At 41.5% G+C, this 16,119-nt stretch carries 14 protein-coding genes; 7 read left to right on the top strand and 7 right to left on the bottom strand.

Translation table 11 applies throughout. From position 1 onward, the window contains the following. The first annotated feature begins 319 nt into the window (after positions 1–319). Positions 320–1,651: an argininosuccinate lyase gene (gene argH / locus M2419_RS21505; RefSeq protein ID WP_259255579.1), complete on the top strand. Its 1,332-nt coding sequence runs from the start codon at positions 320–322 to the stop codon at positions 1,649–1,651. A gap of 84 nt (positions 1,652–1,735) precedes the next feature. Here the strand turns inward: argH and M2419_RS21500 are convergent, their stop codons facing one another. Further along, positions 1,736–2,794, bottom strand: a complete 1,059-nt coding sequence (locus tag M2419_RS21500; protein WP_153848138.1) for an aldose epimerase family protein — start codon at positions 2,792–2,794, stop codon at positions 1,736–1,738. Between the two features lie 250 nt (positions 2,795–3,044). On the opposite strand from M2419_RS21500, the gene M2419_RS21495 reads away from it, so the two are divergent. After that, positions 3,045–4,403, top strand: a complete 1,359-nt coding sequence (locus M2419_RS21495; protein ID WP_153848137.1) for a deoxyguanosinetriphosphate triphosphohydrolase — start codon at positions 3,045–3,047, stop codon at positions 4,401–4,403. 111 nt (positions 4,404–4,514) lie between these two features. Further along, a complete protein-coding gene (locus M2419_RS21490; RefSeq protein ID WP_153848136.1) occupies positions 4,515–6,626 on the top strand; it encodes a type IA DNA topoisomerase in 2,112 nt (703 codons plus the stop codon). A gap of 33 nt (positions 6,627–6,659) precedes the next feature. On the opposite strand, the gene M2419_RS21485 is transcribed toward M2419_RS21490, so the two are convergent. The 4 genes from M2419_RS21485 to M2419_RS21470 are packed head-to-tail and all read right to left on the bottom strand — an operon-like array spanning position 6,660 to position 8,836. Beyond that, a complete protein-coding gene (locus M2419_RS21485; protein ID WP_153848135.1) occupies positions 6,660–7,550 on the bottom strand; it encodes a TIGR01777 family oxidoreductase in 891 nt (296 codons plus the stop codon). A 27-nt stretch (positions 7,551–7,577) separates the two neighbouring features. Continuing rightward, positions 7,578–7,958: a hypothetical protein gene (locus M2419_RS21480; protein ID WP_075990933.1), complete on the bottom strand. Its 381-nt coding sequence runs from the start codon at positions 7,956–7,958 to the stop codon at positions 7,578–7,580. 4 nt (positions 7,959–7,962) lie between these two features. Beyond that, positions 7,963–8,325: a hypothetical protein gene (locus M2419_RS21475; RefSeq protein ID WP_153848134.1), complete on the bottom strand. Its 363-nt coding sequence runs from the start codon at positions 8,323–8,325 to the stop codon at positions 7,963–7,965. A 4-nt stretch (positions 8,326–8,329) separates the two neighbouring features. After that, complete coding sequence (locus tag M2419_RS21470) at positions 8,330–8,836, bottom strand: GbsR/MarR family transcriptional regulator (RefSeq protein ID WP_112373885.1); 507 nt, start codon at positions 8,834–8,836, stop codon at positions 8,330–8,332. 225 nt (positions 8,837–9,061) lie between these two features. Between M2419_RS21470 and M2419_RS21465 the strand changes: the two genes are divergently transcribed. The 3 genes from M2419_RS21465 (at position 9,062) to M2419_RS21455 (ending at position 11,412) form a co-directional block, all read left to right on the top strand. Beyond that, positions 9,062–10,045 (top strand): hypothetical protein, encoded by a 984-nt coding sequence (locus tag M2419_RS21465; protein WP_153848133.1) that lies wholly within the window; start codon positions 9,062–9,064, stop codon positions 10,043–10,045. A 115-nt stretch (positions 10,046–10,160) separates the two neighbouring features. Further along, a complete protein-coding gene (locus M2419_RS21460) occupies positions 10,161–10,565 on the top strand; it encodes an energy transducer TonB (RefSeq protein WP_159731349.1) in 405 nt (134 codons plus the stop codon). A gap of 79 nt (positions 10,566–10,644) precedes the next feature. Beyond that, positions 10,645–11,412: a suppressor of fused domain protein gene (locus M2419_RS21455; RefSeq protein WP_202883701.1), complete on the top strand. Its 768-nt coding sequence runs from the start codon at positions 10,645–10,647 to the stop codon at positions 11,410–11,412. Positions 11,413–11,473: 61 nt separating this feature from the next. On the opposite strand, the gene lat is transcribed toward M2419_RS21455, so the two are convergent. Together lat and M2419_RS21445 are read right to left on the bottom strand one after the other, a co-directional pair. Further along, on the bottom strand, positions 11,474–12,763 hold the full coding sequence (gene lat, locus M2419_RS21450; protein WP_153848130.1) for an L-lysine 6-transaminase: 1,290 nt from the start codon (positions 12,761–12,763) through the stop codon (positions 11,474–11,476). 19 nt (positions 12,764–12,782) lie between these two features. Next, on the bottom strand, positions 12,783–14,312 hold the full coding sequence (locus M2419_RS21445; RefSeq protein WP_259255577.1) for an aldehyde dehydrogenase family protein: 1,530 nt from the start codon (positions 14,310–14,312) through the stop codon (positions 12,783–12,785). Between the two features lie 125 nt (positions 14,313–14,437). Here M2419_RS21445 and M2419_RS21440 point away from each other — a divergent pair, with 125 nt between their 5' ends. After that, entirely contained in the window at positions 14,438–15,610 is a 1,173-nt protein-coding gene (locus M2419_RS21440; RefSeq protein WP_153848128.1) for an acyl-CoA dehydrogenase family protein, read from the top strand. Positions 15,611–16,119 lie beyond the last annotated feature (509 nt).

Here is a 16,119-nt window from a genome sequence, read left to right as displayed (position 1 = left end):
CTACAAACATAGGAATACTTAAAAAACTGACAAAATAACTTTTAAAAATAAAGTGAGTGGTTACTTATAATGTGTGTTTATCGCGATTTAACAAACTTTTAACATTTAATTTTTTTTGTAACGGCACTTTTTTTTCACCCGATTTTTTGTTTTTCATCAAATTGTCCGAGCAAAATGTATGCAATCTTTGCATTGATATAACCATTTGCAATTGGTATTTTTGTAAAAATTGTATGTGATGGAATTATCAGGAGCTTCAATCAACACTAAACCGACCAAAGGCTTTTGATAATAACAGGATCAAAAAGAAATTATACGCATGAAAATCTGGCAAAAAAATATAGATGTCGATTCTTTTGTAGAATCGTTTACGGTGGGCAATGATCGCGTCATGGACCTGCAACTTGCTGCTGCGGATGTTTTGGGTTCATTGGCCCATACACGCATGTTGAATAGCATAAACCTGATGACCGATGAGGATCTAACGCTTGTACAAAAAGAACTCAAAAATATCTATAAAGAAATTTTAGCCGGTGACTTTCGTATAGAAGACTCGGTAGAAGATGTGCATTCGCAGGTTGAAATGCTGCTTACACAGCGTATTGGAGAGGCCGGTAAGAAAATTCACTCCGGCAGATCCCGTAATGACCAGGTTTTGGTCGATCTAAAATTATACTTCCGCTCAGAGATTCAGCATATCATCCAGAATACAGAGGCCCTTTTTAATGAATTGATCCAACTCAGCGAGCGGTATAAACATATTCTGATCCCTGGATACACCCACTTGCAAATTGCCATGCCTTCATCGTTTGGATTATGGTTCGGTGCTTACGCCGAAAGTCTTGTAGATGATCTGGAGATGATGCGTGCAGCATGGAAGGTTTGTAATAAGAATCCTTTGGGATCTGCTGCAGGGTATGGATCATCCTTTCCATTGAATAGAACGATGACGACACAATTGCTAGGATTTGAAGACCTCAATTACAATGTGGTTTATGCACAGATGGGAAGAGGGAAGACTGAACGTATCTTGGCACAGGGTATGAGTTCCATCGCGGCGACATTGGCCAAGTTTGCAATGGATGTATGTCTGTATATCAACCAAAATTTTGGCTTTATCTCCTTTCCTGCACATTTGACTACAGGGTCGAGCATCATGCCACATAAGAAAAACCCGGATGTCTTCGAGCTGATCCGTTCACGCTGTAATAAAATACAGGCCTTGCCAAATGAAATTGCATTGATGACGACCAACCTTCCATCGGGTTACCATAGAGATCTTCAATTGTTAAAGGAAAATTTATTCCCAGCGTTTAAATCGCTCAATGAATGTCTTGAAATCGCAACCTTTATGTTGGAAAATATAACTGTAAAAGAAAATATCCTGGACGATCCAAAATACGATTATTTGTTCTCTGTTGAAGTCGTGAATAATGAGGTCCTGAAAGGAGTTCCTTTCCGGGAGGCCTACAGGACTATCGGTATTGATATAGATGAAGGGCGTTTCAAGCCGTCAAAAGAGGTAAATCATACCCACGAGGGAAGCATTGGAAATCTCTGCAATGATCAGATTCAACGTATGTTCGGCGAGGTTAAAGCAACTTTTGGTTTTGAAAAAGTCGAATCAGCATTGGATGAGCTTTTAAAATAAAAAATGCGCTGTGGTCCTACAAAGGAAACAGCACATCAACATAAAACGGCCGATAAGCATGTGCTTATCGGCCGTTTTATGTTCTTATTTTTTTATGGAGAACTTAAAATGTGTCTCGGAGTCGAATGATTCGCCTGCTTTTAACAAAGTTGAAGGAAATTCCGCTTGATTGGGTGTATCCGGAAAATGCTGTGTTTCCAGACAGAATCCGGCATAAGGAAGATACTTGTAACCTCTTTTGCCAAAATCATTTCCCGTCATCCAGTTTGCTGTATAGAGCTGTACACCCGGCTCCGTTGTAAATACATCCAGCTGAATGCCTGTGTTTTTTGAATAGACTGTTGCACAAGGCTGCGAAATAGGCAGGTTGTTGACATAACAATGGTCATAGCCTTTGGCAGCGATCAATTGTTCGTTATTTGCCGTAATATCTTGGACAATAGGTTTGGGTATGCGGAAGTCGAAGGCGGTGCCTTCCACAGGTACTATTGCATTTGGTATCTGGTTGTCGTCTACAAATAAGACCTCATCTGAGTTGATCTGAAGGATCTGCTGCAATACGTCGCCACTGCCTTCCCCATCCAGATTGAAGTACGTATGATTGGTCAAGTTGACGTGCGTATCGGCATCCGATTGCGCATGATATTTGATAATGATCTCGTTATTTCTGGTCAGGGTATAAGAAACCATAACTTTTAAGTTTCCTGGAAAGCCCTCTTCACCATCTGGGGAAACATAATAAAATTCGACGTGCGATTGGTAAGTTACCCTTCTGTCCCAAACCTTATCATGAAAGCCCGAAATGCCACCATGAAGACAATTATTTCCGTTATTTTGCGGAAGCGTATAGTGTTTTCCGTTGAGCTCAAATTTGCCATCAGCAATGCGATTGGCAAAACGCCCCGCTGTGCATCCATGGTATTTCTCATCAGAATCGAGATAGGCCTGAATTGAATCGAAGCCCAGTGCTACATCCACTAAATTTCCCTTGTTATCAGGTACCAAAATACTGACAATACGAGCACCGTAATCCGTTAAGAGGACTTGCATGCCTCCTTCGTTTTTTAATAAGAGCAAATGCGTGTTTTTGCCTTCGATTGTACCTTCAAAATATTTTGGAATAAGTGTTTGATATTTCGTCATGATGGATCCCTATTGGTATTTAGGTTAAAGATACAGAATATAACCAGTATAAAAATGACTTTGATAACAGCTGTTTGTAAAATTTGTCATTTTGAAATACAATCATAGATACTGTTGCAAAAATGACTCCTTGATAGGTGAATAACAGGAGTAAAATATAGCGATATGCGGACAGTCATTCGGGTAATTCCTAAATCTGTATCCTATGATTATAATTGTATTTGAAGGCAAATTTATCTAAGTTTGCGCTATGTCTGAAAAAATGAATTGGAAAGATTTGCTCTCTGCAAAGCGCTGGGGTTACGAAGATCGGAGCGTAGATAGTTACCTTGTGGCCCGGTCGGAATTTCAACGGGATTATGATCGTTTGATCTTTTCATCCCCATTTCGGAGATTACAGAATAAGACGCAGGTTTTTCCACTTCCTGGCGCTGTATTCGTGCATAATAGATTGACACATAGTTTAGAAGTTGCCAGTGTGGGACGTTCTTTGGGGCGTATGTTTTATGCGCAGCTGAAAGAGGAAAACCCAAACCTGGATAATGATTACCCTTTTCTGCAAGAAGTCGGAAATATTATCTCGGCGGCATGTCTTTCACATGACCTGGGCAACCCTGCCTTTGGTCACTCGGGTGAATCCGCCATATCCACGTATTTCACGGATGGAGATGGACGTAAATACCAAGAGCAGGTCACGGCCGAAGAATGGGCAGATCTGACCCACTTTGAAGGAAATGCAAATGCCCTACGGATTCTGACGCATGCCTTCCAGGGCAAGGATCCCAAAGGTTTTGCATTGACCTATACTTCCCTGGCTTCCATTGTAAAATACCCCTGTCTGGCAATTGATGGCCACCTTAAGAAGAACCATCACCGCAAGAAATATGGTTTTTTTACAGAAGAACAAAAGGCGTTTGAGAAGGTTGCCAATGAATTGGGACTATTAAAAGATCCCTCTAATCCAAAGGGCTATCTGAGACATCCCTTGGTTTATCTCGTGGAGGCTGCAGATGATATCTGTTACAATATTATTGACTTGGAAGATGCTCATCATCTTAAAATATTGTCCTATCAAGAAGTGGAAGAATTACTATTGCCGCTATGTGGTAAAGAGAATCTTCGTGACAGGCTCGATGGATTGCTGGATACCCCGAGCCGCGTAGCATTGTTGCGTGCCAAAGCGATCAATACCTTGATTAAGGGGTGTGTTGATGTCTTTGTCCGGGAACAGGACAAGTTTTTATCGGGAACTTTCGGATCAGCTTTGATGGACGCCCTTGATGAGGAGATTGTCACGCAGATGAACAAAATTTCTAAAATTTCCATCGCAAAAATCTACAACGCTCCAACAGTTGTTCAGATTGAAATTGCCGGTTACCGGGTGATGGATGCATTATTAAAAGAGTTTGTTCCGGCGTATCTTAAGAAGAACAAAAATAATTACGATAAGAAACTAGTCGCTTTAATTCCAGCACAATTTTATACGGAAAAACAAGATTCGTATTCGAAAATTCGCTGTGTTTTAGACTTTGTTTCCGGAATGACCGATGTTTATGCCATTGAACTTTATCGTAAGATCCAGGGAATAACGATACCATCAATAGAATAGGGACGTTTAAGGTAAAGGGGTAAAACATCAATATTAAATTGAGACTAGCTGTAATACCAGGAGGTATTATCCTAAAGTCTCGGATCTAAAATCTAACATCTCATATCTAAAATGAAGGTTGTAATTGCTGAAAAGCCCTCCGTGGCGCGTGATCTAGCTCGAGTGATGGGGGCGAAGGAAGTCAAAGACGGTTATATCGCCGGCAATGGCTACGCTTTTACGTATGCTTTTGGTCATTTGGTTCAACTCTGTACGCCACAGGCTTATGGATACAATTCGTGGACAATCTCGAACTTGCCGATCATTCCACCAACATTTAAGCTGGAGTCGAAGAAGGTGAAGCGTGATGGCAAGCAGATGGACGATACCGGAGCAGTTAAGCAACTCAACACCATAAAATCCCTTTTGGAACAGGCCGAAGAAATCATTGTGGCTACCGATGCTGGACGTGAGGGTGAATTGATCTTTCGTAATATATATTATTTTTTGGGTTCTAAAGTGCCTTTTAAACGCCTTTGGATATCGAGCCAAACAGATAAGGCCATTAAAGAAGGATTTGCCAATTTGAAAGCAGGTACGGAATATGATAGTCTATACATGTCTGCCCGCTCACGTTCGGAATCGGACTGGCTCATCGGTATCAATGCGACGCAGGCCATCACCTTGGCGGCGGGGAATAAAGGATTACTTTCTTTGGGTCGCGTACAGACACCAACTTTGGCCATGATCTGTTCGCGCTATCTGGAAAACAAAGACTTTAAACCCCAGGCATTTTATAAAATTCAGGCTGGGTTTGAAAAAGACAATATCAGTTTTAAGGCAACCTCCAATAAGATCGATAAAAAAGATGTTGCCGAGCAAACCATTGCGCGATTGACCGTTGGTTCCAATGCCCGTGTGGCAAAGGTGGAAGCCAAAGAAACAAAAGAGCAGCCGCCCTTGCTGTTTGATTTGACATCGCTGCAACAGGATGCAAATAAAAAATATGGTTATTCGGCAGATCAGACACTGAATATCGCACAAACACTTTACGAAAAGAAGGTCATCACTTATCCGCGTACGGGTTCCCGTTACATCGGTGAGGATGTTTTTGAAGAAATTGGCGCACTTTTTCAACATTTAGCAGATACCGCAGATGAATCCATCGCGTCGATTGCAAAAAACCTGATCGGTGCAAAATTGAACAAACGTTCTGTCGATGACAAAAAGGTAACAGATCACCACGCTTTGTTGGTGACGGATGAAAAACCGGGGCCCATGCTCAAAGAGCAACAGAACGTTTACAATATGATTGCCAAGCGTATGGTGGAAAGTTTCTCGGAAGTTTGTATAAAAGATATTACCACCGTGACAATTGATGCGCAGGGAGTTGAACTTATCGCCAAAGGTACTGTGATCAAGCAGTACGGCTGGCGCCTTTCCGCGGAGCAGATCGAAGCGCCTGATGAAGATAAAAACAATGACGATCAGGATAATGAAAATGCGCAATTACCGAAGCTATTAGCCGAGGAATTATTGCAGGTTCTGACCCTCGAACTTGCCGAACGTTTTACCAAAGCAAGACCCATACATACCGAAGCTTCGTTATTGAAGGCCATGGAAACCTCGGGAAAGGAAATTGAAGACGATGAGATGCGACAGGCCATGAAGGACTGTGGACTTGGTACACCTGCTACGCGTGCTGCAACCATCGAAACACTTTTTCAACGTGATTATATTAAGCGCGACAAGAAAAAACTGATTCCAACGGAAAAGGGGCTTGCGGTATACAATCTTGTAAAAGATCGTTCCATTGCCAAAGTAACCTTGACCGGTAAATGGGAGCAGAAGCTGGAGGAAATGCGGGCCAATAAAGTGTCTTATGATGTTTTTATGAAACATATTAAGGACTATACGGCCAAAATCACAAAAGAATTGTTGACACTGCGGATTTCTCTCGCACAAGAGGAAGTTAAACCTCAACAAAAAGGAAAGATAAAATGTCCGAAATGTGAGAAGGGATTGATTTTGCTCTACGATAAAGTAGCCCAGTGCGACCATTATGCCCGTGGATGTGATTTTAAGATCTGGCGGACATTAAATGGTATCTTTCTGGACGAAAAAGAGATGAAGAACCTATTGGAGAAAGGAAAAACCTCCGAGTTTAAAGGCGTAAAAAATAACGAGGGCGCCATTGTCACTGCGCCGCTTGTATTTGAAAATTTCAAGGTTAACGTGGGATAAATGGTTTACCCCACGTATTTATCTTTTCGGTTTTTATCCCCGCTGCAGAATATCCTGCAAAGCAGTTGAAATCGTTGGAAACTGGAAGGTAAATCCACTGTTCTCCAACCTTTCAGGTAATACCCAACGGCTTTTTAAAAGCAGCTCTGTCTCCGTCCCGATTAAAACCGCACCTATTTCCAGTAGCCATTTTGGAGATGGTAGGCCAATTTTACGGTTCATTACCTGTCGAAAAGTTGCCATAAAAGTCTTATTCATAATCGGGTTGGGTGCCGCACAATTAACGACACCATCCAAATCCTCATGACCTTTTAAGAACAAAATAAGCTGAAATAGATCTTCAATATGAATCCAGCTAAAATATTGCTGACCATTTCCCTGTATACCCCCTAGTCCGGCACGTACAAGATTTTTAAAAGGAAGGATAACCCCTCCATCCGCGCCCAAAACTATCGCCATCCGAAGTGCCACCTGTCTTGTCTTTTCCGATTTGAAGTCGAAGAAAGTCTTTTCCCATAATGTTGCAACATCAACGGAAAAACCTGTTCCGATCTCCCCCGAACTTTCTGTCATTGGATGATCTTCGGCATGACGATAGATGGTAGCGGTACTCGCGTTTAGCCATAGCTTTGGTGGATTGGTACAGCCTGCTATGAGCTCCCCGAGAAGCGTAGTCGTTGCTGTTCGTGAAGAAAATATTTCGGCCTTATTTTTTTCGTTATACCGACAGTTGACAGATTTTCCGGCTAGATTGATTAGCATCGCTGCATTTTCCAGTGAATCGGAAATAGCGGATCGATCGGTCCAAAGGATATTGCCCGGCCGACGGCCAATGATGATCACCTGATAGCCTAATGTACGAAATCTCTCGGAAAGATATTGTCCAACAAAACCTGTTCCTCCAGCGATGACTATTTTATTCATGACAAGTGTATTTGCAGTCTGTTTTAATTATGCATTGAAGGTTGTATCCATGTTTCTTCGTTGTTTTGCAATCCGTTTGCCTCTAAAGAAGAGAAACATATTAAGAAAGAGCATTACACCAAGATATATGCTAAATCCACCGATTTTATAACTCAGACGCTCAATGAGTTCCTGAATGCTCGGCTTGTACAGGCTGATTTCAAGTATATAGAGTGCAAATCCTAAATTCATGAGGTAGAATCCGATGCGAAATAAATTATTCGTCGCATGGGCTACCTCCGGCCTACCGGCAAAGATATCATTCATGTAAACAATGCTATTTTTAAAAAGCACGTAGGCAACATAATAGGTTAATCCTATTGCAATGGGTAAGTAGATAAAGTACCCGATAACTGTTAAATTTCCCATGATATTAATGTTTAATGGTTAATGAATTCTTTCTTTTTGCGAAAAAGTAAATACTGAGCATATTGAAGTAATGTAACCCAACAAGGACAAAAAGTAATCGTCCTGTTTTAAAGGCAATGCTGCTGATCATTTCATCAAATGATTCAATTTGTCGCCAATAACTAAATTGCAGGATTGCATATCCGATGTTGAGTAGGTAATATCCCAGCAGCAATAAATTATTTGTCGTATCGGCCAAGTTGACCTCCTGGCGGAAAAGCGATAGGATGAAAATCCGACCATTTTTATGGAATAACCGACCGACCCAAAGAATAATATAACAGGTGAGCAGGCCGTAGATTGCGTACGCTAGGATATTGAAGTTCATGACGCTACATCATTAGTTTAATCAATTTGATTAATAAATCTCCGCCGCTTGTATTGAAAATCTTGTTGGCAATAGTTTCGAGTTGATCCGTCAGATTTTGGATGTCCTTTACCGTTTTATGGAACTCCTTGCCTTCTGCTGTCTGGTCCTTTTCGGTATTTCGGCTTATATCCTTTAGAATATCCATAACGGGGTCAAGCTCTTTCTGCTTACGCATCACCGCAATTTTCATCGCCCATTTTAAGACCTCTTTCTCTGCAACGAAATATTCCTTTCGATCACCAGCAATATGTTTTTTGTAGACAATACCATAATCGATCAATTGCCGGATACTCATATTGGCATTCCCGCGCGAGATCACCAACTTTTCCATAATCTCATCTGTAGACATGGGATTGCTTGCGGAAAGGAGTAGGGCATGAACCTGAGCAACAGATTTGTTGATCCCCCATTCAGAACCTAATGCGCCCCAGGTGTCTATGAACTGTTGTTTTGCTTCTTGTAATTCCATCGTGTTTTTATTTTTTGCCAATACCTCAATTTGTTTTTATCGGACTATTGAACCGATCGGCTTTCCCATCCTTTTTTGTGATTGCCTATATCAAAGGTATTTAAAGTTTTTGTATTTTCAATAATTTCTGAAAATAAAATAAGTTTAAAGATGCAAGTCACCATATCGTAATAAGAATTTGCTTTTCTTGCGGGCTTTTCGATTTGTTTTAACTTTGCCAGCATTATGGCGACAACTTTGTATAATCCATTCAAACAATTTCAGTTTGATTCAGATATTTGTTTTTTAACAGGGAATAAGCTTCAGTCGGAAGAAGAATCCATTCAGGTGTTTCCTGTATGGATGATGAAATCTTTTCAATTGGAAGATAAACCTTTTAAAATGCTGGATGAGAATCTGGTTACTTACAAATCGTTGAAACTACCCTGTTCCATGGCTGCATCCGAAGCTATTGAGCAAATGGAGCGTGCGGTAGAACAGTCGTTTGAACAAGGCTATGAAGCCGTCAAACAGTTGGATCCATTACTATTGTTTCAATGGATGACAAAAATTATCTATGGGGTGGTTTTTAATGAAATTCTTGCGGGAATTCAGCAGCAAAAAGCTTCTGGTGAAGATATGAACTTTTCTCAGGCACTCGCGCAGCGTTTTACGAATCTACATGCGATGTTACAGTCTCTGGTTGTACCGATGGAGTTTGAAAATACATTCCCATTTTCATTGGTTGTTGTACCTGTTGAGAATGCACCTGATACATTTATGTATCGTGATGAAATCAATACCTTGATCTTCTCGATCCGTATGAAGGACTTTGCTGTAGTTGCCTGTCTTCAAGATAATGCTACAAACAATATTTATCACGAAGATATTCTCAAAGTCATTGCGGGCAAAACATTACACCCGATCCAGTTTGAAGAATTGTGTGCACGCTATTTTTATTCAGCCTACTTATTTAACCGTCTGCCAGATTATACCTATCTAAACACCCCGCAAAAAGTCTATGTTGAACCTATGCCATTAGCAGATATGTCGATGAAACCTATCTTTGATCATTGGCAAAATAAGACTTATGGCCAAGTTTTGGAAAATTTTTGGAAACCTTGGGGATTGACTTTATTCGAGATTATTAAAAATCCGGAGCATCCGATCAGTTTTCTTGTTGATGAAACAGGGGCGTTTGTTGCAGAGGTTGCTATGCCGCTCAATTAGTCCGGAGTATTTAAAGCAATAAATTATCTTATACAAGCGTTAAATGGTACGATTATGGATAGGATAGGTTATGTATTTAACGGGATTTAAGACTTTTTTTTCAATTCTACTTTTTATGGTATTGTGTACTTCCGCAAGTGCACAAGTGATTGCTAAACGGGATATTCCTGCAGATAGTATTGCGCAGAACGTTGATGATTTTCCCTATTTCAAGGGCGGGGTGGTGGCCTGGTCCAGATTTTTGCAAAATAACCTGGATTTGTCGGGAACAATCAGGGCAATGGACAGTGTGGCCTATGCAAAATACGGATCTCGACAGACGGCAATTCTGAAATTTATTGTTTGTGAAGATGGGGCGATCTGTAATATTGAAATCGAGAATCCCGATAAAGTGAGTCCCGAGTTTGCAAAGGCTGTGTTGTCTGCCATGCGCAGATCGCCGCAATGGATGCCGGGACAGGTCAAGGGAAAACCAGTTAAAACAAGATTTAGGCAACCTGTAGTTGCTGTGATCGAATAAATTTGAAAAGCAAAAGAATAGCTTAAATTTTCACCTTTTATAAGATAATATGTCATTTTGGGATAAAGTCAAAAAAATTATGAGCGGCGAAGAGGAAGAATCTCCGTCCGAAAAAAAAGATACAGAAATTACTGCTGGAGGGTCTACGGTCTACCGTTATGAAGATCAATCTGATGATAAGGATCCAAAAAACTTATTCCCCGAGGTACAATGTGTCTATCTGGATGAAATCGAGGAGCATTTGACCAAATATATTGCCGAACCCGATATGGTGTTCCATGAGATTATCTCCGAACTTGTTCATATCGATGTACATTGGATTAAACCAAGTGCAAACTATCCATACCATATATTGGTTACGTCGGGCATGAGTGATTTGGCCATGCATGTTCCAGATGAAGTGGAAAACAAAGAGGCTTATGAGCGGGCGGAGCTAATGGTCGTGTTGCCTGCAGATTGGAAGATCGGAGAAGAGGAATTTCAGGATGATAACAATTATTGGCCGGTCTATTTTTTGAAAAGATTAGCACGGTTTCCCCATGAATATAAAACCTGGTTGGGATATGGGCATACCATTCCCAATGGGATGGAAGCCGAGGATATTGCAAATACTGGTTTCGGTTGTATGTTGCTGCTTCCACCTATGCTAAGTTTTGATGAGGAATTTTTGGAGTTAAAAACCAAAGATGGTAATCTGATCAATTTTTATGCAATGATCCCTGTATATAAAGAAGAGATGGATTACAAACTTGAAGAGGGTACAGATGCACTCTTAGACCTGTTTGATGAGTATGGAATTTCAGAACTGGTCGATATTGACCGTCCCAATGTATGTAGAGATAGATAGTTTATAAAAAAAATAAGCAATGCTATAGGCTACATTGAAGCTTTTTAGCATTGCTTATTTTTTAGGAAATACTCTTTTCTATAATTGCTATCGTTTTATCAATATCCTCATAACTCACATTAAGGTGCGGTCTAAAACGGATACTTTTCTCTCCACAGCCTAACATAATCAGTTTATTTGCATAGGCATTTTTGATAAATTCATTGCGTGCAGCTTCCGATGCGAAATCCAATGCAACGAATAAACCCTCGCCTCGTAAATTGGACAGCTGCGGTTTTTTCGCTAACAGTTCCTGGAGCTTATCTTGTAGATAGCGCCCTTTTTCTGCTGCATTTTGAACCAGATTTTCTTGTTCTATGACTTCAAGAATTAATTTAAAGCGGAGCATATCCATAAAATCGCCACCAAATGTTGAATTGATACGACTGGATTCTTTAAAGACATGATGTTCCACCTGATCAAATTTTTCCTTACTCGCCAGTATACCACATACCTGTGCTTTTTTGCCGAAGGCAATGATATCGGGAATTACGTTGTAATGTTGGTAAGCCCACATTTTCCCCGTAATACCCAATCCAGTCTGTACTTCGTCAAAAATCAATAGGATCTGATTTTCATCACAGATTTGACGAAGCTGTACGAAAAATTCCTTTCGAAAATGGTTGTCGCCACCTTCACCCTGTATCGGTTCAATAATGATACAGGCAATATCGTTGGGGTTGGCGGCAAGGGCTTGGTGTATTTCAGAGACAGCCTTTTCCTCCAAAGCAATCGTCTGATCGATATGTTCGCTTGTTAAGGGGTAGCTCAACTTCGGATTGGTAATGCGTGGCCAGTTGAACTTTGGAAAATAAAGGTATTTTCTGGGGTCTTGTGTATTTGTTAATGATAGGGTATAACCGGATCTACCATGAAAAGCCTGTTTAAAGTGAATGACCTGGCTGGCTTCCTTTTGTATTCCCTGTGCAAAATTAAGCCTTGTTTTCCAGTCAAAGGCAGCTTTTAAAGCATTTTCCACGGCGAGTGTTCCGCCCGAGATGAAAAAGGCATAGGAGAGTTCTTTCGGTATGGCTACGCGGTCAAAAGTGTCGACAAAATCAGCAAACTCTTTTGGGTAAATATCCGACATGGCTGGTTTATTGACGGCCATTTTGCCTAAGAAGTCACGTTGTTTGACCAAATGTGGATGATTGTAACCCACGGCCATGGAAGCAAACATACTGAACATATCGAGGTATTCATCTCCATTTTCATCCACGACATAAGAACCATGGGATTTTTCCATATCCATAACCAAAGGAAATCCATCAGCCAATATATGTTTGCTTAATCTTTCATGTACGTTGCTCATAATTTTGTGTCTAAATGGTTTATAAATCAAATTTGATACCTTGTGCCAACGGTAGGTCAGTCGTATAATTGATGGTATTTGTTTGACGGCGCATATAGGCTTTCCAGGCATCCGACCCAGATTCCCGACCTCCGCCAGTCTCCTTTTCGCCTCCAAAAGCACCTCCGATTTCGGCTCCTGATGTGCCGATATTGACGTTGGCGATACCACAATCAGAGCCAGCAGCACTCAGAAATAGCTCGGCTTCCCGTAGGTTGTTCGTCATGACGGCAGAAGACAATCCCTGTGCGACGCTGTTTTGTAGGTCTATGGCCGCACCGATATCTCCCTTGTATTTGATTAAGTAAAGAATAGGGGCAAAGGTCTCATGCTGTACGATTTCATAATGATTTTCGACTTCGGCAATGACAGGCTGCACATAACAGCCACTTTCGTACCCCTTGCCTTCAAGTACCTTTCCTTTGATCAGCATTTTTCCCCCTTGTGTTTTAATTTTGTCCAGTGCGTTTAAGTATGATTTTACGGCGGCTTTGTCGATCAATGGTCCTACATGATTTTTCGTGTCCAAAGGGTCACCAATTTTTAACTGACCATAAGCTTTGGTCAGTTGTTTTTTGACATTGTCATAAATGTGCTCATGGATAATAAGTCTTCGGGTACTTGTACAGCGTTGTCCGGCTGTACCCACGGCACCAAATACAGCGCCGATGATGGTCATTTTTAAGTCTGCGTCTGGAGTAACGATGATCGCATTGTTTCCACCGAGTTCCAAAAGTGTTTTACCGAGGCGTTGTGCTACGGTGACGGCGACTTCTTTTCCCATGCGCGTGGATCCTGTTGCAGAAATCAAAGCGATGCGGTTGTCTGCCGAAAGCCACTCGCCAACTTCTCTGTCGCCCATAATGAGGTTGGATATTCCCTCGGGCAGCCCGTTGTTGTGTAGGATTTCTGCAAGTAATTTTTGGCAAGCTATGGCACATAGCGGTGTTTTTTCGCTGGGTTTCCAGACGACAGTGTTGCCGCAGACCAGGGCGAGAGCGGTGTTCCATGCCCATACCGCCACCGGAAAATTAAACGCTGTAATAATACCTACGACGCCCAAAGGGTGATATTGGTCGTACATGCGGTGCCCGGGGCGTTCCGAGTGGATGGTGTTACCATACAGTTGGCGGGATAGGCCTAACGCAAAGTCGCAGATATCGATCATCTCTTGCACTTCCCCCATGCCTTCTTGGTAAGATTTACCCATTTCATAGGAAACTAATTTTCCGAGAATGGGTTTAAGCTCCCGGAGCTTGTCTCCCAGTTGGCGAACGATGTCGCCTCTTTTTGGGGCAGGTAGTAGGCGCCATTGTAAAAATGCATCTCCGGCCTGCTTAATGACCGCTTCATAGTCCTTACGATTGCTGCCTTTTATTTTTGCGATGAGTTTTCCATCGACAGGTGAAAAGGATTCGAATTCTTTACCTTCGGAAAACCATTGCTGTCCAGTTGATGATCCTAAATTCTGGGAAGATATTCCAAGTGTTCTAAGCGCTACTTTTATCATAATGGTTTATTTTATTCGTGGAATAGTTTAAATATATGAAATAAATTTTTTGTTGACAAGTTTGTTCTGAATATTGTTCAGTGAAAAATAATCATTATCTTAGATAAGCTAATGTAGACTATATCATGATCAAACAGATTAATATCGATTATTACCAAGTGGACGATTTATTGTCCGAAGAACATAAACTGATACGGCAGTCTGTCCGTGATTTTGTGAAAACAGAGATCAAGCCTTTCATTGAAGATGCGGCACAGGAACATCGCGCTATTGGAGGGTTGATGCCTAAATTGGGGGCAATTGGAGCTTTGGGGCCTTATATTCCTGCTGAATATGGCGGGGCGGGATTGGATCAGATTTCTTATGGCTTGATTATGCAGGAACTGGAAGCCGGTGACTCGGCAATTCGTTCTGCAGCATCGGTGCAGTCCTCTTTGGTGATGTTTCCCATTTATACGTATGGCAGCGAGGAGCAGCGTCGTAAATATTTACCGGGGTTGGCATCCGGCGAGTTGGTCGGGTCTTTTGGGCTTACTGAGCCTAATCATGGATCTGATCCGGGTGGAATGGAAACGAAATTGACGGCAAAAGGAGATGGTTTTTTATTAAATGGGGCAAAGATGTGGATTACAAATTCGCCTGTCTGTGATATTGCCGTCGTTTGGGCACGAGATGAGTCCGCAAAAGTGCGGGGAGTAATTGTTGAGCGTGGAATGGCTGGTTTTGAAACTCCGGAGACTTTGCATAAATGGTCGTTACGCGCATCTAAAACAGGTGAATTGGTTTTTCATGATGTTTATATCCCTGCGGAAAATGTGCTTCCTGCTGTAAATTCAATGCGTGGACCGCTTTCCTGTTTGAATTCAGCCCGCTATGGAATTTCATGGGGGGTGATTGGAGCAGCAATAGACTGTTATGAAACTGCTGTTCATTATGCGTTAGAGCGACATCAGTTTGATAAACCAATTGCTGGTTTTCAATTGCAGCAAAAGAAGCTAGCGGAATTTCTGACAGAAATTACCAAGGCGCAGTTGTTGTCGTGGCGTTTAGGGCTGCTCAAGAATGAGGGGCGTGCTACTCCACAGCAAATCTCCATGGCAAAGCGGAACAATGTGAATATGGCGCTGCAGATAGCGCGTGAATCTAGGCAAATCCTTGGCGGAATGGGGATTGTTGGTGACTTTCCAATAATGCGGCATATGATGAACCTAGAGTCTGTAGTTACCTATGAAGGGACGCATGATATTCATTTATTAATCACAGGACAAGATATTACGGGGCTGAACGCTTTTTCTTAATCATTTTCTTTGATCCAACCCACCCTCCACGGGGATTAACTATACGATGCTTTAGTGAATTTTTATCCAATAAAGCATCGTATAGTTTGTGCAGGCTTTGCTATTGCCAAAATAAATCTTCGGTCCGTATAGACTTATTTATTCTTAATCTCATACCGTCGCGCTATAATGAGCAGTCTCCAAAACGGATAACAGGCTAACGTTTTCATAAAAAATGCCTATATCATGGCGATTCTGGTTGGATGCTGGGACACTTATAGGGCTATTTGTGTAGTGTTCTATTTATTCGCTTTTATTTAGTTCTTCTTTAAGCTAGATTTTAATTGGTATTTAGTTAGCTTTTGGTTAGGGTTAGTTTAGGTATAACCTAAGCTATACCTAAACTAACCCTAACTAAACCCTAAGTAAACCCTAAGTAAAAGCTATACCAAAATGAGAATTGATCAAGGTTTACTTTAGACTGGTTCCGCCATCCTCTATTCCGCTGCGGTTGCGGTTCGCTGTCACGT

It is taken from the genome of Sphingobacterium sp. BIGb0116 (genome assembly GCF_024808035.1).
GTDB lineage: Bacteria > Bacteroidota > Bacteroidia > Sphingobacteriales > Sphingobacteriaceae > Sphingobacterium > Sphingobacterium paramultivorum.
Note: the sequence above shows the minus strand (reverse complement) of the source record. Positions and strands in the feature narration are given on the sequence as shown.